This is a genomic window from Pseudoalteromonas sp. OF5H-5 (assembly GCF_021530695.1).
Taxonomy (GTDB): domain Bacteria; phylum Pseudomonadota; class Gammaproteobacteria; order Enterobacterales; family Alteromonadaceae; genus Pseudoalteromonas.
This window is the reverse complement of sequence record NZ_JAKGBF010000012.1, coordinates 1-25,353: the sequence shown is the minus strand read 5'-3', so window position 1 is coordinate 25,353 and position 25,353 is coordinate 1. Positions and strand designations below refer to the sequence as shown.

The 25,353-nt window shown below is 43.8% G+C and carries 24 protein-coding genes and 2 pseudogenes; 14 read left to right on the top strand and 12 right to left on the bottom strand.

Annotation, left to right across the window (positions count from 1 at the left end; translation table 11 throughout):
* Positions 1–2 precede the first annotated feature (2 nt).
* The 4 genes from L1271_RS16935 to L1271_RS16920 all read right to left on the bottom strand — a co-directional run bounded on the left by L1271_RS16935 (position 3) and on the right by L1271_RS16920 (position 4,422).
* Positions 3–1,073 (bottom strand): aspartate/ornithine carbamoyltransferase family protein, encoded by a 1,071-nt coding sequence (locus tag L1271_RS16935; RefSeq protein ID WP_010606932.1) that lies wholly within the window; start codon positions 1,071–1,073, stop codon positions 3–5.
* A 109-nt stretch (positions 1,074–1,182) separates the two neighbouring features.
* Complete coding sequence (locus tag L1271_RS16930; RefSeq protein ID WP_174170204.1) at positions 1,183–2,604, bottom strand: sodium:solute symporter family protein; 1,422 nt, start codon at positions 2,602–2,604, stop codon at positions 1,183–1,185.
* Positions 2,601–3,032, bottom strand: a complete 432-nt coding sequence (locus tag L1271_RS16925) for a hypothetical protein (protein ID WP_174170203.1) — start codon at positions 3,030–3,032, stop codon at positions 2,601–2,603. The genes L1271_RS16930 and L1271_RS16925 overlap by 4 nt, the downstream gene beginning before the upstream one ends.
* A gap of 142 nt (positions 3,033–3,174) precedes the next feature.
* Positions 3,175–4,422 carry a Zn-dependent hydrolase gene (locus L1271_RS16920; RefSeq protein WP_235368335.1) on the bottom strand — a complete coding sequence of 416 codons (1,248 nt, stop codon included), beginning with the start codon at positions 4,420–4,422 and terminating at the stop codon, positions 3,175–3,177.
* Positions 4,423–4,655: 233 nt separating this feature from the next.
* Here L1271_RS16920 and L1271_RS16915 point away from each other — a divergent pair, with 233 nt between their 5' ends.
* The 9 genes from L1271_RS16915 (at position 4,656) to L1271_RS16875 (ending at position 14,780) form a co-directional block, all read left to right on the top strand.
* Positions 4,656–5,054, top strand: coding sequence for a YbaN family protein (locus tag L1271_RS16915; RefSeq protein WP_010606936.1), 399 nt, complete (start codon positions 4,656–4,658; stop codon positions 5,052–5,054).
* Positions 5,055–5,177: 123 nt separating this feature from the next.
* Complete coding sequence (locus L1271_RS16910) at positions 5,178–6,974, top strand: S8 family serine peptidase (RefSeq protein ID WP_235368334.1); 1,797 nt, start codon at positions 5,178–5,180, stop codon at positions 6,972–6,974.
* Positions 6,975–6,985: 11 nt separating this feature from the next.
* The gene (locus tag L1271_RS16905) at positions 6,986–7,408 is read left to right on the top strand and encodes a hypothetical protein (protein WP_010606938.1); all 423 of its coding nucleotides are present in this window, start codon (positions 6,986–6,988) and stop codon (positions 7,406–7,408) included.
* A 453-nt stretch (positions 7,409–7,861) separates the two neighbouring features.
* Entirely contained in the window at positions 7,862–9,298 is a 1,437-nt protein-coding gene (locus L1271_RS16900) for a lipopolysaccharide biosynthesis protein (RefSeq protein WP_010606939.1), read from the top strand.
* 13 nt (positions 9,299–9,311) lie between these two features.
* Complete coding sequence (locus L1271_RS16895) at positions 9,312–10,379, top strand: polysaccharide pyruvyl transferase family protein (protein ID WP_010606940.1); 1,068 nt, start codon at positions 9,312–9,314, stop codon at positions 10,377–10,379.
* On the top strand, positions 10,372–11,427 hold the full coding sequence (locus tag L1271_RS24860; protein WP_235368333.1) for a glycosyltransferase family 4 protein: 1,056 nt from the start codon (positions 10,372–10,374) through the stop codon (positions 11,425–11,427). The genes L1271_RS16895 and L1271_RS24860 overlap by 8 nt, the downstream gene beginning before the upstream one ends.
* A complete protein-coding gene (locus L1271_RS16885; RefSeq protein WP_235368332.1) occupies positions 11,428–12,540 on the top strand; it encodes a glycosyltransferase in 1,113 nt (370 codons plus the stop codon).
* A gap of 57 nt (positions 12,541–12,597) precedes the next feature.
* Positions 12,598–13,764 carry a nucleotide sugar dehydrogenase gene (locus L1271_RS16880; protein WP_235368331.1) on the top strand — a complete coding sequence of 389 codons (1,167 nt, stop codon included), beginning with the start codon at positions 12,598–12,600 and terminating at the stop codon, positions 13,762–13,764.
* An 11-nt stretch (positions 13,765–13,775) separates the two neighbouring features.
* Positions 13,776–14,780, top strand: a complete 1,005-nt coding sequence (locus L1271_RS16875; RefSeq protein ID WP_010606944.1) for an NAD-dependent epimerase — start codon at positions 13,776–13,778, stop codon at positions 14,778–14,780.
* A 181-nt stretch (positions 14,781–14,961) separates the two neighbouring features.
* Here L1271_RS16875 and L1271_RS16870 read toward each other — a convergent pair whose 3' ends face one another.
* The 4 genes from L1271_RS16870 to L1271_RS16855 all read right to left on the bottom strand — a co-directional run bounded on the left by L1271_RS16870 (position 14,962) and on the right by L1271_RS16855 (position 18,719).
* A complete protein-coding gene (locus L1271_RS16870) occupies positions 14,962–15,501 on the bottom strand; it encodes a carboxymuconolactone decarboxylase family protein (RefSeq protein WP_235368330.1) in 540 nt (179 codons plus the stop codon).
* 204 nt (positions 15,502–15,705) lie between these two features.
* Entirely contained in the window at positions 15,706–16,581 is an 876-nt protein-coding gene (locus tag L1271_RS16865) for a retropepsin-like aspartic protease (RefSeq protein ID WP_235368329.1), read from the bottom strand.
* A gap of 66 nt (positions 16,582–16,647) precedes the next feature.
* Positions 16,648–18,027 carry a sensor histidine kinase gene (locus tag L1271_RS16860; RefSeq protein ID WP_235368328.1) on the bottom strand — a complete coding sequence of 460 codons (1,380 nt, stop codon included), beginning with the start codon at positions 18,025–18,027 and terminating at the stop codon, positions 16,648–16,650.
* Positions 18,024–18,719: a response regulator transcription factor gene (locus tag L1271_RS16855; RefSeq protein WP_235368327.1), complete on the bottom strand. Its 696-nt coding sequence runs from the start codon at positions 18,717–18,719 to the stop codon at positions 18,024–18,026. Before L1271_RS16855 ends, L1271_RS16860 begins: the two co-directional genes overlap by 4 nt.
* Positions 18,720–19,251: 532 nt before the next feature.
* Between L1271_RS16855 and L1271_RS16850 the strand changes: the two genes are divergently transcribed.
* Entirely contained in the window at positions 19,252–19,896 is a 645-nt protein-coding gene (locus L1271_RS16850) for an NUDIX hydrolase (RefSeq protein ID WP_235368326.1), read from the top strand.
* A 20-nt stretch (positions 19,897–19,916) separates the two neighbouring features.
* Here L1271_RS16850 and L1271_RS16845 read toward each other — a convergent pair whose 3' ends face one another.
* Positions 19,917–20,774 (bottom strand): LysR family transcriptional regulator, encoded by an 858-nt coding sequence (locus L1271_RS16845; protein WP_211858868.1) that lies wholly within the window; start codon positions 20,772–20,774, stop codon positions 19,917–19,919.
* Between the two features lie 89 nt (positions 20,775–20,863).
* On the opposite strand from L1271_RS16845, the gene L1271_RS16840 reads away from it, so the two are divergent.
* Together L1271_RS16840 and L1271_RS16835 are read left to right on the top strand one after the other, a co-directional pair.
* Entirely contained in the window at positions 20,864–21,094 is a 231-nt protein-coding gene (locus tag L1271_RS16840) for a DUF2798 domain-containing protein (RefSeq protein ID WP_010606951.1), read from the top strand.
* A complete protein-coding gene (locus L1271_RS16835) occupies positions 21,075–21,374 on the top strand; it encodes a putative quinol monooxygenase (protein ID WP_211858869.1) in 300 nt (99 codons plus the stop codon). The genes L1271_RS16840 and L1271_RS16835 overlap by 20 nt, the downstream gene beginning before the upstream one ends.
* A 571-nt stretch (positions 21,375–21,945) precedes the next feature.
* On the opposite strand, the gene L1271_RS16830 is transcribed toward L1271_RS16835, so the two are convergent.
* Positions 21,946–22,332, bottom strand: a complete 387-nt coding sequence (locus L1271_RS16830) for a hypothetical protein (RefSeq protein WP_010606954.1) — start codon at positions 22,330–22,332, stop codon at positions 21,946–21,948.
* Between the two features lie 402 nt (positions 22,333–22,734).
* On the opposite strand from L1271_RS16830, the pseudogene L1271_RS16825 reads away from it, so the two are divergent.
* Both L1271_RS16825 and L1271_RS16820 read left to right on the top strand, forming a co-directional pair.
* Positions 22,735–23,330: pseudogene (locus tag L1271_RS16825) on the top strand (transposase); the annotation flags it as partial.
* Positions 23,331–23,660: 330 nt separating this feature from the next.
* Positions 23,661–23,840 (top strand): annotated as a pseudogene (locus L1271_RS16820) (transposase); the annotation flags it as partial.
* A 261-nt stretch (positions 23,841–24,101) separates the two neighbouring features.
* Here the strand turns inward: L1271_RS16820 and L1271_RS16815 are convergent.
* Positions 24,102–24,998 carry a hypothetical protein gene (locus tag L1271_RS16815; RefSeq protein ID WP_235368325.1) on the bottom strand — a complete coding sequence of 299 codons (897 nt, stop codon included), beginning with the start codon at positions 24,996–24,998 and terminating at the stop codon, positions 24,102–24,104.
* Between the two features lie 269 nt (positions 24,999–25,267).
* On the bottom strand, positions 25,268–25,353 hold an 86-nt coding region (locus tag L1271_RS24960), incomplete at its 5' end, for an integrase core domain-containing protein (RefSeq protein WP_442960406.1).

Below are 25,353 nucleotides of genomic sequence, written 5' to 3'. Positions count from 1 at the left end.
CCCTAAATCACATCCATCACAGTACTGGCGCGCTGCACCATACAGGTCAATAAGGCTTGGCGTAAAAAGACGGCACCACGTGCCTGACTAAAATACCAATTGTGTGGCGTGGCATCTAAACTGGTGCACAGCTCTTCACCTCGAGCCAGAGGGTGAAGCACTATCGCATCGGGCTTAAAGGGGGAATCTGCGCTCAATTTAAACGACTTTCCATAGGTTTCGAAGCTTTCACCAACCCATGCAATGGAATTGATATACACCACATCAAGCTCAGGTAAAACGGCGTTCAAGTCATGGCCGATAGACACTTTGACCCCCGCTTCCTCTAACTGGGCTAATTGGTCGCTCGACACCGCTTCCTCGACACTCTCGTCGTAGAGCAGGAATATTTCGTCCACAATGCGCGGAAAATGTGTAAACATTTTCAGCAGGCTACGCACCGTACGCATTTGACTCGGCACGCCAATCACACCAATTTTTATAGGACTAAAGGCTTCGCTGTCAGGGAGTAATAACGACGGCCGCCATTTGAAGATAGTGTATAGATCAGACATCGCTTGTGTTGGGTGCTCATCAATGCCATTACCTGCGTTGATAATTGGGATCCGTAGGCTGTGGATCATCTCTTCAATAGACTCCACAGAAGTGTCACGTAAAACGACACAATCGCCATAATTATTGAACATCTCGGCGACATCTTGCAGCGACTCCCCTTTCGCAATGCCCGTTGAGGAGCGATCAGTGATCGACATAATATCGCCCCCCAAGCGGTGCCATGCACTTTCAAACGACAGACGGGTGCGAGTGCTGGGTTCATAAAACGCACTGATCAAAATTTTGCCACTAAGCGGCGAGCTGAACCTTGCAGGGTTACTTTCATATTTCGCGGCGAGGCGGAATAGCTGGATCAGCACGTCTCGGTCAAGGTGGTCGACACTGATAATGTGCTTATTCTCCAAACAATGCAGCCTGTCCCCGTCTTCTTGTATCGCTCTGAGTAATGCTTTGGGATGTGCATCCCCGTAAACATCCGGCTGCGCTCGATTAAACTCTACTTGCTGCGCACTTACCATAACTGCCTCTTTTTAAAATCAATAAGGAACATAACGACAAGGACAACTGGACATAAACAACTGAGCACTATGGCCAGCCAAATTAAACTAGAAAATGCGCCCAATGAGATCATACATCCTCCACTTTGCTTTGTGTGCCCAACGCTTGCCAATGGAATGATTGCTGACTAAAACGCCAAGCAATCACACAAATTAATAACGACACCGCACAAGAAACTAATGCGGCGACATAAAAGCCAATATAAAAATACCCAATCAAGCCAGATAGCGTGCCAAGCAACATAGCCCAGCCAGCGCTATTTCCCGTCATTCGCGCAAAGTACAAACCAAATACGATAGGCCAAATGGTGCTGGCGACGAAGGCACCAGCGAAGTTCAACAAGGCACCCAGCGTGGCGATTTTTGGTAAACACAAAAGCCAAGTTACTACACCTAAGATGACAATAATCCACTTAGCACTTTTTAAGCGTTCGCTATCGCTCGCCTTTGGTTTGATGTATTGCAGGTAAATATCTTGATTGATGAGATCTGACGTTGCGGCGAGCAAAGAGTCCAAACTCGATGCTAGCGCTGAGAACACCACAATGAACAGAATGATCGAGCCGGTATAGCCGAGCACTTGGCTTGCAACCAAGGGTCCCACCATATCGGCGCTAGCGGGATACAAACCTAAACTCGGCGCTGCCAGCGCAATAAACCCAGTTACGATGGGGATCGGTAGCCACAGTAGTCCTGCGATAAAATACGCCTTTTTGCCCACCCCACCTTTAAATGCAAACGCCCTTGACCACCATACGTTGCTGTGAAAAATTTCTCCTAAACCAAAAAAGATATTGTTGAATAAAAACATCACAGCGGCAGGAAAAAGCAGGTCGAGTAGCTTGGGGTGGTCGCTACTGAGTTTTTGGTGAATTGGTTCAAGCCCAACATTCATCGCCACGACAATGGCAATTCCGACGACACCTGCCAAAATAATAATGGCCTGTAGAAAGTCCGTGGCGATCACCGCTTTTAGACCGCCAAAGAGCGTGTAGACCACACACATCAGCAGAATAATCGACATACCAAGGTGATAATCTAAGCCACTTAGGGTGTGTAGCAAAATGCCACCGGCCATGCCTAGACTAACGAGCCAGCTCATGGCATACACGAAAGAGATCAGCAAAAAGACCCACCAAGAGAAACGCCCAAACCGCAACCGCATGAAGTCGCCACTGGTGTAGCCGTGGGGTAGTAAAGTTTTGATGCGTTGGCTTAGCGGCGCAAATAGCAACAATCCGAATGCGGCACAGGCGTAGCCTATCATGCCCCAAATACCAAACTGATAAGTGAGCTGTGGCGCAACTAAAGTGGTATTACTGGTGACCCAAGTTGCCATCGCAGTGGCACAAGCAAAGGCCAACCCAACATTTCTACCGGCCAGCGCAAATTCATTATGTGACTGCACGCGCCTGCCAATCCACCAGCCAAAAAATACCCATAGCAAAGCAAACGCTAGGGCAAGACCGAGCGCCAATGAAGCATTTATCATACGCTTTCCTTATCGTGCGTTTGCTTATTACCCACCATAATCATCCCTACAAGTAGCACAAATAAGCACAAGCCCAGTACAAACAGCGCAAGCGCCAGCGTTAACTGATGATGTTTGACTGAAAATGAGACCGACGTTTGTGCCGAGTTAGCAGAGGGACTACCTAAGGTTGCGAGATAATCACCATCAGCCAAGCCACTAATGGTTACCGCTTGTTGAGTCGGCTGAAGCGAAAGGGAGAGGGAGTAAGGTTCCGAAAGATGTTGAATGGATAGCTGTGTTGGTTGTTGTAGAGGGGGACCTGTACGCTCAATGTGTAGCGTAATAAACCCAGCAGTCACGACCTCATCGCTCACCCTCAGCGAGGCGGCAAGCCCATTAAAGCTCGCAGCAAGTAAGACCAAGGTTACTACTCGGGCGATCCACATCCTCATAATCCCTAACTGCGGTTATCCAAGTCCGAATTCGCCGCAAGTTTTGCTATCCACATTATTCTAGTAGTAACAAAGACTAGCCCAAGGATCAAATTTGTCTAGTAAAGCCTCACCCAATTTCACCCCAGCCTTACATTTATTCTTTTGTTTTTATTGCTCTTTTTTGAACACATTGCAGCAGTAAATTACTCCCAGCTTCAACATCATGCCAATGACTCCATTCGTCTGGCGCATGGCTAACGCCGTTGAGTGATGGAATAAATATCAGCCCCGTGGGACACACTTCTGAAAAAAACTGGCTATCGTGACCAGCACCACTTGGCATGATTTGATAATTCAGCGACAAGGTCTCTGCCTGTTGACTAATAAATTCCACCATCTCAGGTGTACACTTCATTGGAGACAACCAACTCACCTGCTCGTATTCAAACATTAAATGGTGTTTTCGAGCGATGGCTGAAAGCGCTTTACGACAGGCAATTTCAAGGTTCTCCATCACCGTTTCGTCCATATCACGCGCGACGATGGTGAAATCCACCTCTCCAGCAATCGTATGTGCAAAACCCGGCTTTAATTCTGCCTTACCGACGGTGATCCTCGTGGTATCTGTGCCGTCCTCTGCAATAATACGGTCTAACTGGTAGGCAAAGTCAGCCAACCCCATAAAGGCGTCGCTGCGCATCTCCATGGGGGCTGTGCCTGCGTGGTCGGCCTTTCCAATTAATTTCACCATCCATTTAAATACCCCCGAAATCCCTTCCACCACACCAATTTGAATGCCTTTTTGATCAAGCACGGGCCCTTGCTCTATATGTAATTCAAAAAAACTATTTATTTGCTCAGGTTCTAGCCTCGCATTCAGTGCATCCATAGGGTCTAACCCTTGCGCGCGCATGGCATCACTAAGCATACAGCCATCCGCATCATGACTTGTGAGTAATTGGTGAGGCGTTAACTTCCCGGTGAGCGCTTGTGCCCCGATCATGCCGCCAAAGCGCCCTTCTTCTTCACTGGTACCGATGACCCAAATCGGCCTATCCAATTGCACATTGTGCTCTTTTAAAATACGAATACACTCAAACCCCGCAATGACGCCCAAAGTACCATCAAACATGCCACCTGCTGGTACACTGTCGAGATGGGAGCCGATGATCACTGCGGGTTTCGCTGCGATATCCGGACAGGTCATTTCAATAATCACATTGCCAGCGCCATCCATACGACTCACAAATCCTTCGCTTTGTGCGCATTCCATCAGCCATTTACGCGCTGCAAAATCCTCATTGCTAAAACCTTGGCGATAAATTCCCTTATCTTCATGGTTATAGCCGAACTCCGCGAGCGCAAATAAGGTAGACTTTAGACGTTCTAAATTTACTTGCATACTTTGCTCCTCAACGTTTCAGTCGCACCACTTCCCTGTACTTAACCTGAGATCAGATTCGCTATTTCAAACACTGACGTCCGACTGATAATCTCTTTGCTTTAGCTTAGTTGAAAATTCGCGAATTTCAGCCGCTGTGATATGCTTTTAATAATTGGCTTCTGGTTAACAATGTTGGCTCAGGTCACCATGATGCGCTGCCAGTTCAGCACTCCCGAAATATGAGGATGCCTATGCGTAAAAAAATCCCCTTATTCAATCGTTGTTTTTGGCTGCATGTTGCTGGCATCGTCTTTGTTGGTCTCGGCTTTATCGGCATGGCACTGCCTGTTATGCCTACCACCATCTTTTTTATTCTTGCCCTTGCTTGCTTTACCCGCTCTTCTCCTAAGTTAGAAAACTGGCTGCTTACCCACCCCAAATTTGGCCCGAGTCTGCTTGCATGGCGACAACATCAGGTGATCCCCATAAAAGGCAAGATTGGCGCGGCGGTTGGCATGAGTGTTGGCTTACTGGCACTGAGCTTTAGTGGCGCACCTGTTTGGGTGGTGTGGTCTGTCGCTATAACCGAAGCCGGAGTGCTCAGCTATATTCTAACGCGTCCGTCCATAATTCCTGTAAGCACAAAGTAGCCCCACTTATAACAAACAAAATAAAAACAACAAAAATACATATATAACCCACTATTTACATTAAGTCCCTTTTTAGGGTATATAGTTTGTTCTTGTAAAAGAAACAATAAAAACTGAGATACCATGAAAATAAAAATAACTTATCTAGCTACTTTGCTAGGCATACTTCATGGCACTGTTAGTGCCCAACAAGAATACCCATTATTTCCAGGTGATCCCCTTGTCAACCAACAATGGCATTTGAAAAATACAGGGCAAAATGCTTTTTCTGAGCGAGGTGGTGTTGCAGGAGAAGATCTAAACCTTAGCCTTACTCATGCGCTTGGTATTATGGGAACAGGCGTAACCACCGCAGTCATCGACGGTGGTGTTGAGCTTACTCACCCTGATCTTATAAACAATGTAAAACCAGGCTCATGGGATTTCCTTACGAATTCTGCTGATTTAAAACCAGCCAACAGCGGCGATGGTCACGGTACAGGTGTCGCAGGTATCATTGCTGCCAGTGCATTTAATGGCATTGGCGGTCGTGGTGTCGCACCTAGAGCCGGGCTCGTTGGCTTTAACTATCTTAAAAACGGAAGTATGGAAAATTGGTTACAGTCTCACGGCATGTATTCTGATGGTTTCAACAAAGCTTCTTTTGATTTTCCTAGAGTATTTAACCAAAGCTATGGCCGAACCCTTTCATCACCGCAAACATTTAACTACGACTTCTCTCCATGGCTACAGACCTATGAAGATGCTCAAGAAGAGATCACGACTACAAGTCACAGCGGCCGCGGTGCAATTTTCGTAAAATCTGCAGGTAATGGTTACCAAGCTCAAAGCTTTAATGCCAGTGGTTTAGGGCCTGGGTATCTATGGTTTGCAAATCGTAACCATGGCTTACCAATGCAAGATGTTAACTTAGAGCGTATTGATACCAGCTATTGGAATTTGGTTGTGTCTGCTTATAATGCTGACGGTAAACGCTCGTCATACTCTACGGTTGGTTCAAGCGTCTTTGTCAGTGCGCCTGGCGGTGAGTACGGCTCAACCACTCCCGCTATAATCTCTACGGACATCAGTGGCTGTGACTGGGGAAGCAACCCGACCAATCTGCGTAACACCTTACATGGAAGCCATCCACTGGATCCTAATTGTGATTATAATGCAACGATGAACGGCACTTCTTCCGCTGCACCAAACACAACAGGGGCAATTGCACTTATCATGTCAGCAAACCCGGCATTAACTTGGCGCGATGTGAGACATATCTTAGCCTCTACAGCGCGTAAAATTGATGCGGACAATCCTGGCGTTACATTGACCTTTAATAATGCGGCTGGAGAAGCACAACAATATGATGCGATCCCCGCATGGCAGCGCAATGCTGCAGGTTATAACTACCATGGCTTCTACGGCTTTGGTGCAATTGATGTTGATGCTGCAGTAAATATGGCTCGTTTCTATAATGAAGATAGAGGTAATTTCACTGTCACCCCTTGGCAGCAAGTTAATGCTAATGTCACCATTCCTGACGGTAGCCTTGCTGGCGCAGAAAGTTCGGTACAAATTGACAACGATGTCACCGTAGAAGCCGTACAGATCCGTGTAACCGGTGAGCATACCAGTACCCGTGACGTTGCAATTGAGCTTATTTCTCCATCAGGTACTCGCAGCGTATTAATGACGCCAAGAACAGGAACTATTTCTGGACGCAACGGCTTTAATGATATGCAAATGCTATCGCATCACTTCTATGGCGAACCTGCGCAAGGCCAATGGACCATTCGGTTAATTGATACACAAAGTGAGGACGAAACCTTTATCTTTGATCCAGTAAGTGGCGCACCGGACATTCGTGCTGTACACAGAAATAATGCGCAAGATGGCCAGCTTACCTCTTGGCAAATTCGTTTTATTGGTCATAACTAAGGAGAACCATTATGAAAGCACTCTTTTTATCAGTCATACTACTTAGTGGCCAAGCTCTTGCGACCGACAATGTGTTGATAGAATTAACTGAGGCGCCACACGGTGCTGAAATAAGTATTAATAACCACGCTTTTGTTTCTCTTGAGGGAGATAACACCACGCTCGTTAAGGGATTGAAACTACAATCTCCTTCTACAGGAGAAATCTACACAGTAACGGGTGAAATCATTGTTGAACACTTGCCTCTCGTCAATGCACATTCTTTTGCTCGCGATAATAGCCTAGTTCTCAGCTATGTTCGTGGTAGTCGTGCTATCTACAGACACACAGACGCACAAACAGATCTCACAACCTTGAATGCACAATTGCGTACACAAGCGGGGGTTTTAAGCACTCAGATAGGCTTACAGCTTGAAGGATTAGAAAGCGAGTGATATTAACGAATGAGAGGCCTACCTCTCATTCTCCTCTAGACATATAATGCGATTCAAGTTGGTTTTGTTACGCCTACGCCAAACCCACTTTCGTTCTGCCTGCCCCAAACTAGCGCCATTTCTTTTATGATTTTATGTTTCTGATAAAGCAGTGGCAAAAAGGGATATTTAAAGCTTTCTACAGATACACACTTATACACTTTATGAATTCCTCCTATTTAAGGAACATATTACACTTAGATCCCGTGATTCGATAACGCGCGACGTCAACATGTTGCAGCTGGAGTAATGAGGCTGAATACTATAAAATATTGGGTTTCGAATATTTACTTTATAGTCTTAATAAGAAACCTTCTTCATATGAACTGTTAAGTAGCTCAACTTTACTCACTTGGAATACCGCATACATCTGAAAGACTCATGTATGTTTCGAACTATTGGTAAACGAACTAGATGTTAGAGAAAAAGACGCTTTTTAGCGTGATTTATAGTTTTATTGAGCAACTTGCAAGACGAGGGATCACGGTATTAGTCACCTTAGTGTTGGCTTACTTCCTAACACCTGATGAATATGGCTTGGTTGCCATGATGGCATTGTTTTTAACTTTGGGTCAAACATTGATGGAATCGGGCTTTCGCTCTGCATTGATCCGAAAAGAAAATCTCTCTCAGGTAGATACCAATACTGCATTTTTTGCCAACATTGCCATCGCTGTTTTAGCCGTCGCTATACTATTTTTCAGTGCTCCTTTTGTCGCCGACTTTTACCAGCGCGCGGAACTCACACTGATGATTAGAGTGAGCGCTCTGTCTTTGATTTTTAACTCTCTACATGTCGTTCAAATGGCAATGCTATCACGTGAAATGCAGTTTAATCGGATTTTACGAGCGAACTTTCCAGCAGTTTTTATATCTGGTATCAGCGCGGTTTTTCTCGCCTATCTAGGATTTGGTGTATGGGCGTTAATTATCCAGATCCAGATTACAGCAATCCTAATTGCAGCATTTCTTTGGTGGCAAAGTGATTGGCGACCTACCCTCAGCGTTTCGATGGAATCTTTAAAAGAAATCTATAATTATGGCTATAAAATCCTACTTTCGAGTTTCCTAGATACCTTTTATAAAAACTTTACAGTTATGGTAGTCGCAAAAGTCTTAAGCGCGTCGGTTGCTGGGTTGTATTTTTTTGCGGATCGGATCCGCGAGTTATTGGTTTCACAACTCATAACTTCAATTCAAACGGTTACGTTCCCTGCACTTTCTTCTATTCAAAGTGATAGTGCGCGGCTTAAAAATGGCTACCAACGTGTGATGTCTATCATGACTTTTTTAGTCTTTCCTGTTCTGATTACACTTTGCGCGTTATCTAACCTTATTTTTCAAGCATTACTCCCTGAGAAATGGTTACCAGCGGTACCCTATTTGCAGATTATGTGTCTAACTAGCATGGCTATGCCTTTAGCTTCGATCAATATAAATATTATGAAAGTAAAAGGTCGTAGCGATTGGTTTTTGTATTTAGAGCTGTGCAAAGCAGCCTTGGGTCTAATCGCATTATTTTTTACCTATGAGCACGGCGTAACCGCAATCCTATTCGGGCAATTAGCCAGCCAATATTTAGTTTACTTTCCGAGTGTTATCTTTGCTAATCGACTCGTGGATTATCCACTTAAAGAACAACTTTCAGACTTCATACCGAGTCTACTTATCGCGGCATTCACTGGAATATCAGTGTGGTTGGCGCAACAATACTTAGCTTTAAATGTTTGGGTCGAGCTAATTTTACTCGGCAGTGTAGCTGTCGCCATGTACCTAGCTCTCGCTTTACTTCTAAAGCTAGAAGCAGGAAAACACACTCTTCAAATGCTCAAGAAAGCAAAAAAGAATTAATAGGGGTTATAGATTGAAAACGTTTCTGCTCGTTAATGAGAATGGCTCAGACAATATTGGCGATCATGCTATCAATGAAGGCTTAAAAGCACTATTGAGTGAGGCGGGTTGCAACTATGTCAGTGAACCCTACTCTACCACGCATACTGCCCCCGAAGGTAGTAATGCTGATGAAAGCGTGTCTCCAACATTAAGCCAAAAGTTGCGTAAAACTCTATTTAAATTCAAACCATTTTATCTGCTGATGTGGTTGCTAAAACATAAAGGCAGAATAAAACAAAGCTGCAGCGGTAATTACGATGGCATAATTATTGGTGGTGGACAGCTCATTTTATCTGGCGCTGCATTTCCGCCAGCGTTGTATGCCTGGGCACGTTATGCGAAAAAAAATAAAATCCCACTATATTTATTGGGTGTAGGATGCGGCGAGCATTTTCATCGCAGTGAAACTTGGCTGATCAGCAAAGCCTTAACAACAACCACCCGAATTTGTGTGAGAGAGCATGAGTCTGTCGTTAAGTTAGATAATTACTTTACCGCTAACGCTGAGTTTTGTCCTGATTTAGCATTCGGCTTACAGCCGATTGTAGGTCAAGAAACCCGCAAGGGACTCATGGTTGGAATGACAGATTACGCAGTATTTAAACGTTATCGTCATGAAGTGTCAGCGCCAAAGGTAGAAAGCTACCAAGAATATCTCACGGTCTGGTACGACAAAGTATTAGCAATGCACACGCCTGGTACTCCTATTGTGCTTGCCTCCACAACGCATACTGATGCGCAGTGTAACCGTGACTTATATCAGCGATTAAGTGCTAGTGCAGTGAGCGCTGACGTAAGGTTGATTGATGGCGTGTTACCACTAGAAGCGTACCGCCGCGAGTTATCGGTTATTGATACCGTTTTTTCGGGTCGAATGCACTCCCTCATACTTGGCAAAATAGAAGGCGCGGCGATACAACCATGGGTTATCTCTAAAAAGATTGAAAACTTTTTAGGATTATACGCAGATAAGGACATTATAGAGCTCAAAACGCAGCTACAAGGTATTGTTCGCGAGATTGGAGCACATGGTGAGTAAACCTAAAACGGTGTATTTACTCAGCCACGAACAGCCACCAATGCTTGGTGGCGCAGGCGTCGTTGCGCAAACGATATTTACGGGGTTGCGCGCATTGGGGTTGAACATCACCAAAAGCGTTGCCGCGACACACTTTGCATCCCCTTTTGCTCGCGTTGCTGGCTTCTTTTTTGCTTTTCGCGCTTTGCTATCAGATGTAATCATTATAAATGACCTGTATTACAAGAAGCTGTGGTTAACGCTTTTTCGCGGCTATTGTTGTAGCCGCTGCATCATCTATTTACATGGTTCAGAACCTGAATTTCTTATTCAGGATGCACGCTACCGAGATACCTTTCTAAATATGTGTATCAAGGCACAAAAAGTTATTGCTGTGTCTGATTACATGAAGCAAAAATTATTAGACAGCATAGCTGATGAGAAAATAAAGACACTTGTTGCGCAGAATACTGTCGTAATACGCAATGGCATCGACACCGAGTGTTTTCAATTGCAGCCGGAAGTTGAGGTAGTCCGTCCTTTAACGCTCGTTACAGCTAGCCGCATTGTAAAAGAAAAAGGGTACATAGAGGTCGCTCAACAAATAGTAAAAATACGTGAGATATTGGATATACCTATTCGTTGGAATATCGTTGGTGATGGCCCATTCAGGGCTGAACTTGAGAGTTACATCAAAACGCTTGGGCTATCTGAGCAGGTTCACTTTCTCGGTCGCTTAAATCATCGCCAGTTGGCCACAACATATAATCAAGCCGATATCTTTGTTTTACTCTCAAACTTGCAAGAGTCTCTTGGCTTAGTGTTTATGGAAGCAAGTAGTTGTGGTTGTTGGTCCATTGGCTACAACCGATTCGGTGCCAAAGAAGCCATTATTGCAGGGCAAACAGGCAATTTCATTGATTCGCCAGAAGCACTACCAAACGCTATCGCGAATTACTATCATGATTCGACTGTCACTAGGACACAAATCAGTGTTTGCGCACGTAGTCACTTTTCTGCTGTTCATGCCACTACGCAACTTAAGAACACCATTTTAGGAATAGAATAAATGAACGTAGTTTTTTACCTTGATGATTTATTTGGTGGTGGCGTGCAAAGGCGTACTATGCGCTTATTGCAAGGCATCAAAGATAACGATACAGAAAACGCGCTTAATGTTCACCTCATTGTCAATCAACCTGGAGGTGAAAATAAAGCCATGGTGCCAAAGCAAGTCACTTATCATACTTTGGGTGGCGTGTCAGGCAAACAACTTAAGAGCGAGTTAGGTGCACAGCTGATATCTTTAAATCCAGATATTGTCGTATGTTGTATGGGTCAGCAGTTTATTCAAGCACTAAAACACAGAGCACGTTTACCTAAAGATTGCAGATGGTATGTTATTCAAGCAGTGCCAGTAAAGCTTATTGCCTATAGCTGGCTCAAGAACAAGATAAGAACACTGGCTATCAAACTATTCTACCCACAAGCAGATAAAGTTCTTTGTGTGTCAGATGACGTACGTATCACCGTTGCAAATCTAAGCTCCGCGCTGCAAAAAAAGGCTCATACCATATATAATCCAGTGGTCTCAGAGAACCTCTTAACTCTTGCACAAGAGCATGTAGAACACCCATTCTTTGATTCCAATAACATTGTGTTAGTAGCAGCAGGTCGCCTAAATGTGCAAAAAGACTACGGTACGATGTTGCAAGCATTCGCTTTACTAACACAACAGCATCCCGATAAGCCTTTTAAACTGCTTATTTTAGGAAATGGTGAACTTGAAGAACAATTAAAGACCCATATTGAAGCACTAGGGATCGCAGATAAAGTAGACTTGTATGGCTTTACTGACAACCCATATAAATTTATTCGTAAAGCAGATCTGTTTGTAATGTCATCTTTGTGGGAAGGACTACCAAATGCAATGGTAGAGTCGCTAGCCATAGGTAAACCTGTCGTTTCCTGTGACTGTGTTGCAGGTCCTCGGGAAATTCTAAAAGATGGTCAATTGGGTACACTTGTACCTATGCAAAACCCACAAGCATTTGCTGACGGGATCATAGCTGAACTACAACAAAACCGAGACACTCAAGCGTTGCAAGCTCGAGGTTGGGAATTCAGCGTAAATAATGCGGCGAAAAAGTATATTGCACTCTTTAAAAATGCTGAGTTATAAATTTTTGAGGCAATCAAAGTCACAACCGTCTCATATCAAAAGGTAGAGATATAGATTATGAAAATAACAGTAGTAGGGGCAGGATACGTAGGTATCTCAAATGCTGTGTTACTCGCTCAACACAATGATGTTATCGCTTTTGATGTGGATGAGCACAAAGTATCAATGCTTAACCAGCGCCAGTCACCAATTGAAGATGATTGCGTAACTCAGTTTCTACAAGAGAGGGAGCTGAGTCTAATCGCGACATCAGATAAGCAAATAGCTTATGAACATGCAGACTACGTAATTATCGCCACTCCCACGGATTACGATCCTCAAACTAACTACTTTAATACTCAGACGGTAGAAAGCGTGATTCGCGAGGTTAAAGCCATTAACCCTACAGCAGTCATGGTGATAAAATCAACTGTCCCTGTGGGTTATACAACTCGGGTTTCAGAGCAGCTAGATACTAGTAATCTTATATTTTCACCAGAGTTTTTAAGAGAGGGTAAAGCGCTTTATGACAACCTTCACCCCTCTCGCATTATTGTTGGTGAGCGCAGTGAACGAGCTGAAAAGTTTGCCCAACTATTAGCAAACGGTGCCGAAAAGCGCGATATTGCAGTACTTTTCACCGATGCAACCGAAGCCGAAGCTATCAAGCTATTTTCTAACACCTATTTAGCAATGCGTGTTGCCTATTTCAATGAGCTCGATTCTTATGCTGAAATCCATGGCCTAAACACCAGACAAATCATTGAAGGCGTGGGGCTAGATCCTCGTATCGGCGCGCATTACAATAATCCATCCTTTGGTTACGGTGGCTACTGTTTACCGAAAGACACTAAGCAGCTATTAGCCAACTACAAAGATGTACCAAACAACCTTATCCGAGCCATTGTTGATGCAAATACCACAAGAAAAGACTTTATTTCTGATGCGATCTTAAGTCGAAATCCTAAAACAGTGGGGATCTATCGTTTAATCATGAAATCAGGATCTGATAACTTTCGAGCATCCTCTATTCAGGGCATCATGAAACGCCTCAAAGCGAAAGGCATCACAGTGATAGTTTACGAACCGGTGCTAGAGGAAGCTGAGTTTTTTGGTTCAACGGTTTACCGTGATTTAGGTGAATTCAAAGCACATAGTGATGTTGTTGTTGCCAACCGAGTTGTTGATGAGATCAGGGACGTCGCTGAAAAAATTTACACTCGGGATCTATTCGGTTCTGATTGAGGAGAACAACAATGAACTATTTAGTAACTGGTGCGGCTGGCTTTATCGGTAGTGCAGTGGTGAAAAAGCTAACAAACCAAGGGCACCGAGTTGTTGGCATTGATAACCTCAATGACTATTACGAAGTTAGTCTTAAAGAAGCGCGTCTTGCACGTATAGAACACCCATTATTTCAGTTTATCAAACTCGATATTAGTGATCGTGAGCAAACATTAGCGCTCTTTGAAAGCCACCAGTTTCACCGCGTTATTCATCTAGCTGCTCAAGCCGGTGTACGCTATTCGATTGAAAATCCTCATGCTTACGCCGACTCAAACTTGGTGGGCCACTTAAACATTTTAGAAGGATGCAGAGCAACTAATGTAGGCCATCTTATCTATGCATCTTCAAGCTCTGTTTATGGTCTCAACCAGAAAGTGCCTTTTTCGACCTCAGACTCAGTAGATCATCCCATATCGCTTTACGCAGCAACTAAGAAATCTAACGAGTTAATGGCGCATAGTTACTCTCATCTGTATCAAATTCCCACCACCGGTTTACGCTTTTTTACTGTTTATGGCTCCTGGGGTCGACCGGATATGGCACCGCATATATTCACCAAGAAGATTCTCTCAGGTGAGACTATCGACATTAACAATCATGGTGATATGTGGCGAGACTTTACCCATGTTGATGATATAGTCGAAGGGGTCGTTAGGATTGCCGATGTTTTGCCATCTGCGAATAGCGAATGGACTGTAGAGCAAGGCTCACCAGCTTCCAGCTCAGCGCCTTACGCTGTTTATAACATTGGTCACGGACACCCAATTAACTTGATGGAATTTGTACAAGCCATTGAATCTGAATTAGGTATCGAAGCGAAAAAGAATTTCCGTGGCATGCAACCTGGAGATGTCTATCGTACATATGCAGACACTGCTGATTTATTTGAAGCCACAGGCTATAAACCGAAAGTATCGGTGGCTGAAGGTGTAAGCGAGCTTGTGAGTTGGTTCAAGGAATACTACAAGGGGTAACAACCCACTAGTACCGAGAATTGCTTAAGTCATTAGACCAGTTCTTTGTAAAATGCGCCTGACGTTTTTATCTGCTATGCTAAAGGACGTCTAAAGACACTTTTTTCAGTTTCCAATGCCCGATAACCATTATCGGGCATTTCGTATCAATAACTTATATTCGCGTGATAACTTATCTGGATCATTTAAACGTTTTAAATGCATCATCCAGTGGAGTATGTGCGATATGATTCACGTAGTTACTCATCACTTTTTGACTTAGTGCTAAGATGATTTCCAGCAAATTTTGTTTAGTATAACCTGCTGCAAAAAACGCTTTCGTTTGTGCATCACTCAGTTTGCCACGCTCACGCAGCATTTCAAGTGTAGTGGTACGCAGCACTTCTAGCTTCTCATCGCCCAGCGGTGCTTGCTCGCGCAGTGCTTTGACCAATTCATCACTCACTTTCATTGATTTTGCGATGGCAGAGTGAGCTGGCACACAATAGTGACATTCATGTTCTACATTAATCGCTTGCCACACCACAGTTTTTTCATCGTTATTGAACGAGCTATTTAAAAAAGCCTCATGTAACACTTGATAGCCATGCAGATGCTCTGGTGATTCCGCCATTACACCATGAAGGTTCGGAATACGTCCAAACGCTTGCTGGGACTTCTCAAGTAATGGTTTACCTTTTTGCGGTGCAGATTCTACGGTATGGATTGTAAAGTCAGTCATCAGTTGCTCCTCTTGGTGCATTTTGTATTGGTATAACCTGAGATCTAACTAACCTCAGGTTAACTACTCATTGGATGCTAGACTAACTTTACTTGAATGATCATTCAAATAACTATTCGCTATAGTAAACACCATAACTGTCTAAATTAATATGAAATTTAATTAGCTACTGACTGGTCGAGCGTCAAGCCAGCAGCGTTGGGATCAAAAGTAAATTTTGTTCTCAGCGTAGTCGATAATGAGCTTATCGTCGTTGAAATTACTTAAACCCAGCAGGATAAACGGCTCATCTTTATATCCAAGCACCTCAAACACAGGCATATCCGATAAGTGACTTTCGGTATTGATGATTTCCTTGTCACCTAAGCTAAAACGCAGTGATTCTATGGCCACCTTTTTGGTCGCTTGGTCGTTTAACCCTCGGCTGATGTCTTCTTCGCCCAGCGTTAATGTTAGTTTATTGGCCAGGTGTGAGTTGATGTAGTTGGTTGGAGCGCCGGTATCAAGCACGGCGTCCACCTCTTCGCCATTAAAACTTGCAGTTAGCTTGATGAAATTGTTATCTATTTTAAAACTTTCACTCTCCAAGCCCTGTGTCACGCTACTTGGGCAAGCCCCTTGATACAAACTCAGCTCATTATTTTTAAAATCAAACACATTACAATATTGCGACATGTATCCATGCCCCAAAATTCCAGGCAAGATGCCTTCCACATCTAAGCGGGTCATATCTTTAAATACATAAGGAAGCGACTCTGCTGCTAAGTGACCGACGCTGGTGTGGTCTATCGTTGCCAATACTAGCTCAGAGCTGCCACTTGCGCCTTGCACGTCCATTTTGCTTAGCTTGTCTTCAGGCAAGGCAAGTGCTGCTTTCAGATTAACCGGTAAAATACCAACATTCGCAGCACTGTCTAAAATCATAGGATGGGTAACCGTATGGTTAAGCGTTGCCATCACATAGGCATGACCTTTCTCGGTGTACTTCATCGGTAAAGTGAGCGATTGTGGCGCGGTAGACGCGGTGATCCCACAGCCAACGGTGGTACATGCTAATGCTGATAAAATAATTGCTCTCATAATCTTGCTCTCAAACTGTTGATGTCGTTGTTGAGCTAACTATGCCGAGCAATTGTCAAGCAATTATCAAGTTAGTCGAGAAAATCGAAGTGAAAAGCTTGCGCCTTGATTTTCAGTACTGGTCGCGGTCAATGTCGCCCCCATCAACTCGGCAAGTTGACGGCAAATTGGCAAGCCGAGTCCTAAACTGGATGTATCGTGGCGCGACCCCTGCGCACGATAAAAGCGCTCAAACACCTGTTCGAGTTGATTAGGCGACATACCTTGGCCGCAGTCAGCAACCGTAATCACCAGTTCATTATCTTGATAACTGAGCTTTAACGTCACAACGCCACCATCAGCGCCATATTTAAAGGCATTATCTAATAAGTTCACCACTATCTGTCTGACTCTTCCGGCATCAAGCGTCACGGTCACATCTTCTAGAATATCTGCGTTCAATTTCACGCCTCGCGCTTCGGCCTGTGCTTGGTAACGCACTAAGGTCGATGTTAACAGCTCAGAGAGATTTACTCGTGTTGATGACAAGGTCAGCTGCTTTGACTCGGTTAATGACAACAAACACAGGTCGTCGATAATACGGTTAACGTTGTGAAGGTCTTGGGTTATCACCGCTAACTGAGCCTTATCCATTGGCACTATACCGTCTTCCATCGCCTCCAAGCGCGAACGAATGCCGTTAAGTGGTGTTCTAAGTTCATGAGATAAGTCGGAATTCATTTGTTTATACTGCTGATGCAAACCTTGTAGCCAAGCCGCAAGATTATTAAAACTATTGATGATTTCACCTACTTCATCATGGCGTTTTAGCGCTAAGCGGGTGTCTAACTCGCCCGACTCTATCGCCTTGAAGCTACGTTTGAGCTGTTTAAGTGGCGACAAAAAGTACCACGACCCCAACCAAGCAAGTAATGCAGCAATAATCGATAAGATGACCAAAGTAAGCATAAAATCATCCAACATCGCTTGCTGCAGCGCTTCCTTTTCAAACGACCTATCTAGCAATACCTCAGGCAACCAAAACAACTCACCCTGTGGTGATAACACATATTGCGCCTCATTAAATTGCACCACAAACGCCGCAACACCGGGGTGATGAATTGAAAATTGATGACCGGATTTGACCTGCTCATAGTCTATGCTGAGATCGGGGTTGAGGATCTTTACATCCGCTGTTGAGTTAGCATCTCGCCAAATAAACAGCTGCTCAGGAAAGGTTGATGCTAAAAACGTTAACGTCGCTTCTGGGCTCGCAAAGGTGTTGCCAGCCAATGCTTCTTCCACTAAGTCATCATCAAGCAATGAATGACCAAACGTTACCGCACTTTGCTTATTAAATGCTAAAAAAGTGCGCTCGGCTGAGTTTTTAGATAGTTGATAAAAGCTTCCGAGTAGCGCAAAGGTACAAAGCGCCACGAGTAAGGTAAATTTGGTTTTTAGCTTCATGAAGACACCTTACGCGCGATAAATTGATAGCCTTGCCCGTAACGAGTGGCGATAAACTTGGGCTCAGCCTTACTGTCACCTAGTTTTTTACGCAAGTTAGCCAAATGAGTATCGACTGCCCGATCCGTAATAGGCGCATCACTTCCCCATACTTGTTCAATTAATTGCGCGCGGCTAAATACTTGTTGCGGCTGCTTGGCCATGGTCAGTAATAACTCGAACTCCACCGCCGTTAACGCTGGCGTTTGCTGAATTACCGTCACCGATTTGCTCTCAAGGTTGATACTTAAGCCATCAAACAACAAATCGGCACTCTGCTGACCGCGATAGCTACGCTTACATAGTGCCTTTGCTCGTGAGATCACTTCTCGTGGGCTATAAGGCTTACACACATAATCGTCCGCACCTAGCTCAAACCCCTCAAGACGGTCGGTTTCAGACACTTTGGCGGTCACCATAATGGTAGGAATGTTGCGTGCAACGGCTTCTTTAAGTAACTCACGGCCATCACCACCGGGTAGCATGACATCTAAAATAGCGAGTTGAAATGTTAGGTTTTGTAGGGCTCGGTGGGCATCTGGGGCGTTATCGAAATGGACAACCTGCATATCCGCTTGTGCCAGATATAAATTTAATATCTCAGCACTACTTGGGTCATCTTCTACATATAAAACAGTATATTGGTCAGACATTGTTGAGATTAATTTAACGAGTTAATGCTGAGATTCTTAAAGCCGCTTTATAACCACAGCACCTCCGCATGACGAGGGATATTTGTAGCCACGTTGCAGGGTGATCTTTCAGCTAATAATTTAAGTGACTTTACTATGCCACAGCCTTACTCGTTAAGGAACGTCATACTTACCTCTACTGATACCGCTTTTAACTATCGCATAATAAAACAACATCCGCTTCCATCCCTTCCAGCTACTATAACCATTTAAAATAAAAGGACTTTTACATTACTTACAAGCTCAAAATAGCAACCTTTGCAACTCAAAATTAATAGTGTCATAAAGACACAAATTCACAACAACACAAATTTTGATCAAACGCCAAGATAGAGTCACAGGGACAATATACTCCGCTTATTAACATTGAAACCTTTGTTTTGCTTTAACCTAAACAATCGTTTATTGTGTCCAAAAGACATTAACTAAAAAATCAATGAGCTCAGAACACAATTTATCCCAGTTTCACCCGCCTCTTTTTTCAGTAGACAGTGTGTTATTTACAATTTGGCAAGGTAGCTTAAAAGTCCTCCTCACCAAACGCCCCCATGCGCCGTTCAAAGGCCGCTGGGGATTACCTGGAGGGTTTGTTGATGTTGAGCTGGATGACAACACGGATATGAGCGCGCTGCGTAAGATCAAAGAGAAAACCAGTGTTGCCCCACAATATCTAGAGCAACTTCAAGCCTTTTCTGGGATCAACCGTGATCCGCGAGGCTTTAGTGTCACCTTGGTTTATTACGCCTTGATTTCACCTCAGCAAGTGGCAACGCAAATAGACTCGGTAGATGATGTGAGATGGGTGGATCTTAGCGAGATCCCAGATCTTGCTGTGGCTTTTGACCATAAGCATATTATTGAAAAGGCCAAGGCAAGGCTGCAGCAAAAGGCGTTATATTCCATGATCCCGGTTTATTGTTTGCCTGATCAATTTACCATTGGGCAACTCAAAACCGCCATCGAAGCCATTATCGCCAAACCCATTCAGCGCAAGAGCTTGGTAAGACGCATCGAAGCCTCAAACATGTTTGAAGCACTGGATGAAAAGGTCAAGTCAGGCGGACGTTTAGCACAGCTCTATAAGCTAAAGCCTGATGTCGATATCGTGCATTTTGAGCGCAATCTGAGCTTAGGATAAATGCGGTTGTGCGGTGTTCTTTACAGAGCTATCACTGCCCCTTGCAGATAATCAAGCTCCTGACACCGCATTTGCAGTAACTCAATAAAATCTCTGGTGTAAGTCGGTGGAGTTCGTTGATTTGGCCAAAGCGCGTAGATGCTGCGTATAAATTGGCAGTCACCGATATAGCTAAATGCGGTTTGAGGTTGCGCTGCCAACGCTGCAATTTCTGTCATCGGCAATACGCCAGCACCGTTAGCCGAGCCTACCAATTTACGCACTAAGGTAATATCACCCACATAAGAGACGTGACTAAACTGTGCCAGCAGTGCTCGCCACGCATCAGTTGCAGGCAGTTGCGATGCTTTAAAGGGCAAAAACAGGGTTTGTGTAGTCGCAATTTCCTTGGCGACCACCGCTCTTACCGCAATTTGCCCCAGCCGCTTTTGATAGACGCTTGAATCATCCAGCTCCCCAACTCGGACGGTTAAATCAAACCGCTTTTGGCTGAGTAAGGCCACACTATTGGCAGGCTCCACATGCAATTGGATCTCAGGATGCTGGGCCTGAAACGATTGCAGCGCATTATACAAAGGACCAATCATTAAGTTTTGCGGACATAACAGGTGGAAAGTGGACGCTTCTAGTGTTGATAGCGCCTCACTTTGCGCTTGCAAGGCGAGCAAAGACTCCGCCATTTTATCCACCACCGCCTGACCATGATTAGTTAATGTAAGTCCTCTGGCGCTACGCAGTAAGAGCGGATAACCGAGTTTCTCCTCCAGCGCTAACATCCGCTTAGATAAGGTCGGCGCGCCTATGCCAAGGTCTTCTGCCGCCTTGGCAAAACTTCCTCGGCGGCTTACCTCAACAAAGAGTCGTAAGTCATCTAGCATGGCTATCTCCGCAATCTTAGCTTTCCATTTTTGCCATTCTGATCGGCTGGCAATTCCCTACAATCATACCAACAGCCAGAGGAGGAAACATGCAAAAACTCATTTTTACATTACTGCTGTCATTGTGTCTGTCTTTTATGGTGTCTGGATGGGTTACGTACATCAATTTGGGATTAGTGGCGGACTTTACTACGCGATGGGCGCATGCCTTTGCCAACGCTTGGCCGGCCTCGTTCATCGCCGCCTATGTTTTATCAGCCCCAGTTACCGCCGTTACTAAACGCATTATGGAGAAATACCATGGCCAACAGCCACAATAACGTCAACTTTATCGCCCATATCACACCTAAAACCGAGCACTATCAAGATTGTATTTCCGCAATCCAAGAGATCTTGCCAGCCACTCGAGCAGAAGTCGGATGTTTACGCTTTGAACTTTATGAAAGTGAAAACCGCACCCAGCTTACCTTAGTTGAGCGCTTCATCGATCAAGCCGCGTTCGATTTTCATCACCAGCAAGCTTACACCAAACGGGTATTTACACTGTATCAAGGATGGTTGGCAAAAGCGGTGGATATTATTGCCATCAAACCGCTTTAATTTGCACTTTTAACAAGTTAAGCGCTTCTTCACAAGCAATGATAGAAGCGCTCAGCGTTAACTATGTATTTGACGCCAACTTAAACCAAATTTAGCGAGATATTTTTGCAGTCTTGTGGAGTCATTCACCTGTGACTTTTTGGTGCGGCTCACATTAAACAACTCTCTGCCTGCAGCCGCCATACTGGAGTGGCGAGCACAGATAGTAAGCACATAATTTAACTGGTTTATATCAAACGTATCCAAATCGGCAAGTAAACGAATCCACAACAGAATGGCAAGAATCGGGGGAGTATTTTCTTATCACCTATCAATTTAAGTCCATTTTCGGTGAAGCCAATGCATATTGTGGCGGTTGGGAAGAATATAAAGACAGTTTTACCGATGCCTTTATCGAACTAAAGCGCAGTAACTTAGTTACTCAAGTAGAACAACAAGTTATCGATTGCTTAGAAAGAGATGGTCACCATGATCTTGCCCAAGCTTTTATCACTGCGTAGTCAAGCTAGCTAAATAGAAGTACTTAAAGCAATGGAAGGTGCGCACACTTTCCATTGCGAAATAGCAAAGCTTAGAAGCTTAGCATTTTTTTAACATGACAAACTTGAGGTAATACATTTTTTTGCACCTCAAATTGTACTCTGTCGCCTTCAGAGATTGTCGCTGCGATGTTCGTTACTCTTTCAAGAATAGTAGGATCGCTGTAGCTTACAGTGCCATTCATTACGCAGCGGAACTTACGTCCATTAGAGTCTTGAGCATTTACAGTTAAATGGTTTTCGCTCACATTCATAGAGAAAGTGCCTGCTTGGCTGTGGTTTAACACAACATCAGCAGTTTGGATGATCACACTACCATAATCTACTTCTGTGATTTTTACTTCAGCAGCAGAAGCCGACCCTGCAGATACACCTAACGCTAAAACGGTTGCACCAAAAACTTTGTTCAATACTTTCATTGTATATTATTCCTTTATACATTTATTAAGTTCATTTATTAGAAAAGCCCTTGAAATTTAAGGCATTGCAAACCTAACACATAACAAATTTAAATAAAACAAAACAAGTTTAAATATTTTTTAACACTCCACGTAGTTAGTTTAAGATTCAATTTGAACAAGCACATGCAGACACCATTACCGCATTAATAGCCTAGGGCGCAGTATTCCCCGTTGCCGTGCGCGATACACTAGTTTTAGTGTCGAGAAATACGTAAACACCAACAGCTACCTTATTTTAGAAGCGCTTTTTATACGAATAATGAACAATTTTGTGCAATGCTAAGTCGAAACTGTCATAACCATGGTGAGCAGATAACTGTGGATGTCAGTGCTGCTCCTCTGTTGATACTCAGTGAATATGTTACCAAATACAGACAAAGACTGGCTGATATTAGTTGGTTTATGCGGGTACTCACGAGGATATTGCCCGTAGAGCAAATAAAGAGGATGAGTGTACAGGCCGGTTCTGGGAAGGACGATTTAAATCTCAGCCCTTGTTGGACGAAGCAGCATTAACCGCTTGTATGGCATACGTTGACTTAAACCCTATTCGAGCTAAATTAGCCCCAACACCTGAAACCTCTGACTTTACCAGTATCAAAAAGCGTATCGACCATGCAAGGCAAGGGAAACAACCAAAAAGCCTATTACGGTTTGCAGGAAGCCCCCGAAAACATATGCCAAAAGGGCTGCCTTTTGAACTCAAGTTTTATATAGAATTAGTTGAGCTTACCGGTCAATGTATTCGCACCGACAAAAGCGGTGCCATCTTTGAGTCTCAACCTATTCTGTCTCGACTAAACATCGAACCTGATAACTGGATGAAGCTCACTACACAATTTTCTCGGGTTTTCCACGGCGCGGTGGGTCGAGAACAAGTACTCACAGCTTATTGTGGAACCCTTAAAAAACGACGGCGCACAAATCTAGCAAATTGTGCACGTTTGCTGGCTTAACCAAATAACGCCTTTAGCGATACCCCCTCAAGCTGTGCAAATTACAGCGCCCTTGTCGTGCGTGATACACTAGTTTTAGTGTCGAAAAATGAGCAAACACCAACAACTACCTTATTTTAGAAGCGCTTTTGATACGAATAATGAACAACCTTGTACAAAGCTAAGTCGAAACTGCCATAACCATGGTAAGCAAATAGTAGTGGCTGTCAGTATTGTTTGCTGGACAGAAATCATTTTCGTTTTTCGGTTAAGCCAATGCAAATCGTATTAGGTTGTGTATGGATAGTGCAGCTTTGATGACAAATAATTATGGGTGTCTTTATAACCCCCTTTAAAGAGGATTCATCAAGAATTTGTCTCGATGGTGCGGTGGAAAATATGGCCCTATTCAGGCGCTTTGTAATGAATATGCTCAAGCAGTGTGAATGCGGCTTACCGAGTCAACGCAGCAAATTGAAAACAGCTGGCTGGAACGACAAATTTAGGGCACAGGTGTTCTTTGGCTTATAAGTAATCAAAGTATGCTCCGCCCCTGACATAGAAGCCACCCCACCGATTTCATCGATCTCTGTAAACAAACAAAATGTTGTTTATAAAGATCATGCTGATTTCAGAAAAGTAAGCCTTAGCAATGCTGTTGAAGCAAAACAGTTTGTAGCTTGGTTGCTTACCATGTAACTCGTAAATAAGCATACTAGTTGAACAGTTACGTGTCCTATAGATATTAGTCAAAAGACGCCAAACGCGCCTTTGTTTGTAAACATAAGATAATTAAGTAAACTCACTTTTTAGTTTTAAGTTTTTTATCAGTTGAATATCAACCCAATGCTGTTTTCCTTCATAAATACGTTTGCCGCTTCCATTCACACGCCAATCACCCCGATTAAAAAAGAAGTATTTTCCATCCGGCGATAATTGAGGAGAGCTTTCTTGTTTTTCTGTATTAATCGTTACTCCCATGTTTATAACCTTCGACCAAGTGCCATCTTGCTTTTTAAAACTAATGTAGAGATCAGATTGGCCAAAACCCTCAGCTCGTTGCACACTCCAAATCAAGTAAGATTCGTCAGGCGCTATCATAGAACCTGCTATGTACTCTCCTTGATTCATATCGTCTCTTAGTTTTATAGGCTCTTCATACTGCCCGTTAATAAGACGCGAATAATACAAAGCGCCGACAACACCTCGCTTTTTATATCCGGTAAAGTAATAAGTGCCGCTCGCAGACACCGACCTGCCATGCGCCATATGTTTTATGAACGCACCTGGGCTTTTAGGCTCTGACCAACCACCCCCTTCGCGCTCTCGATACATTTTGCCGATGAACATTTTGCTGCCATCGTAAGAAAACTGCGGCCAACGTAGATCTGTTTCTGACGCCTTTCCCCACTGATTATTTTCTTTATGGATGACAAAAAAGCCTCGCTTTTTGTCTTCGCCTATCGCTTTGGTGAAGTAAAAAGACTGCATATCTGGCGTGAATGTACCGCTTTCAAACTCCCCGTTTGGTGAAACTATTTTAGGCTCAAAGATCTTCGGCACTAAACCCGGTGGCTGCTCACCAAAATACATACTTTCTTTTACATTGGTTTTATCTTCAGCATGATTCATAGAGCAACCGCTGAGATTTAAAAATAATAGGGTGAGTAAAGCTAAATTCGACTTCATGGTTTGTCCTTAATGGTGATTTAAGAACCACTGACATTAACAGTTCAAACACAAAAAACCTGATGTCTTGATGAATTGTGCCTGATTGCTGTTAATGAAGCCTTTGTAAGTGCACAGCACCATAAGTTTACAACTCAAGAAAATAGAAAAATAACCGGTAAAAATTTGTATTTATTGAATAAGTTTTTACTTTTGGTTTTAAGAATGCAAACTTCAGAGTCCATGAGCTTGTAACTCCACCCAATTTAGTACAGCTATTTCGTAGAATTCTATGCAGCCTCAAGGTAACCAACCGGTGTCATATCACCAAGTGAATCATGAGGTCGCTCATAATTATAAATATCTAACCACTCAT

What these genes read in the sequence shown, in the direction of transcription:
- L1271_RS16860 (WP_235368328.1), bottom strand. Translation starts at nt 18,027, where the DNA reads ATGAAGCTAAAAACCAAATTTACCTTACTCGTGGCGCTTTGTACCTTT.
- L1271_RS16830 (WP_010606954.1), bottom strand. Translation starts at nt 22,332, where the DNA reads ATGAAAGTATTGAACAAAGTTTTTGGTGCAACCGTTTTAGCGTTAGGT.
- L1271_RS16920 (WP_235368335.1), bottom strand. Translation starts at nt 4,422, where the DNA reads ATGCAAGTAAATTTAGAACGTCTAAAGTCTACCTTATTTGCGCTCGCG.
- L1271_RS16930 (WP_174170204.1), bottom strand. Translation starts at nt 2,604, where the DNA reads ATGATAAATGCTTCATTGGCGCTCGGTCTTGCCCTAGCGTTTGCTTTG.
- L1271_RS16875 (WP_010606944.1), top strand. Translation starts at nt 13,776, where the DNA reads ATGAACTATTTAGTAACTGGTGCGGCTGGCTTTATCGGTAGTGCAGTG.
- L1271_RS16905 (WP_010606938.1), top strand. Translation starts at nt 6,986, where the DNA reads ATGAAAGCACTCTTTTTATCAGTCATACTACTTAGTGGCCAAGCTCTT.
- L1271_RS16885 (WP_235368332.1), top strand. Translation starts at nt 11,428, where the DNA reads ATGAACGTAGTTTTTTACCTTGATGATTTATTTGGTGGTGGCGTGCAA.
- L1271_RS16870 (WP_235368330.1), bottom strand. Translation starts at nt 15,501, where the DNA reads ATGACTGACTTTACAATCCATACCGTAGAATCTGCACCGCAAAAAGGT.
- L1271_RS16910 (WP_235368334.1), top strand. Translation starts at nt 5,178, where the DNA reads ATGAAAATAAAAATAACTTATCTAGCTACTTTGCTAGGCATACTTCAT.
- L1271_RS16880 (WP_235368331.1), top strand. Translation starts at nt 12,598, where the DNA reads ATGAAAATAACAGTAGTAGGGGCAGGATACGTAGGTATCTCAAATGCT.
- L1271_RS16935 (WP_010606932.1), bottom strand. Translation starts at nt 1,073, where the DNA reads ATGGTAAGTGCGCAGCAAGTAGAGTTTAATCGAGCGCAGCCGGATGTT.
- L1271_RS16925 (WP_174170203.1), bottom strand. Translation starts at nt 3,032, where the DNA reads ATGTGGATCGCCCGAGTAGTAACCTTGGTCTTACTTGCTGCGAGCTTT.
- L1271_RS16845 (WP_211858868.1), bottom strand. Translation starts at nt 20,774, where the DNA reads ATGCTAGATGACTTACGACTCTTTGTTGAGGTAAGCCGCCGAGGAAGT.
- L1271_RS16915 (WP_010606936.1), top strand. Translation starts at nt 4,656, where the DNA reads ATGCGTAAAAAAATCCCCTTATTCAATCGTTGTTTTTGGCTGCATGTT.
- L1271_RS16865 (WP_235368329.1), bottom strand. Translation starts at nt 16,581, where the DNA reads ATGAGAGCAATTATTTTATCAGCATTAGCATGTACCACCGTTGGCTGT.
- L1271_RS16840 (WP_010606951.1), top strand. Translation starts at nt 20,864, where the DNA reads ATGCAAAAACTCATTTTTACATTACTGCTGTCATTGTGTCTGTCTTTT.
- L1271_RS16900 (WP_010606939.1), top strand. Translation starts at nt 7,862, where the DNA reads ATGTTAGAGAAAAAGACGCTTTTTAGCGTGATTTATAGTTTTATTGAG.
- L1271_RS16815 (WP_235368325.1), bottom strand. Translation starts at nt 24,998, where the DNA reads ATGAAGTCGAATTTAGCTTTACTCACCCTATTATTTTTAAATCTCAGC.
- L1271_RS16855 (WP_235368327.1), bottom strand. Translation starts at nt 18,719, where the DNA reads ATGTCTGACCAATATACTGTTTTATATGTAGAAGATGACCCAAGTAGT.
- L1271_RS16835 (WP_211858869.1), top strand. Translation starts at nt 21,075, where the DNA reads ATGGCCAACAGCCACAATAACGTCAACTTTATCGCCCATATCACACCT.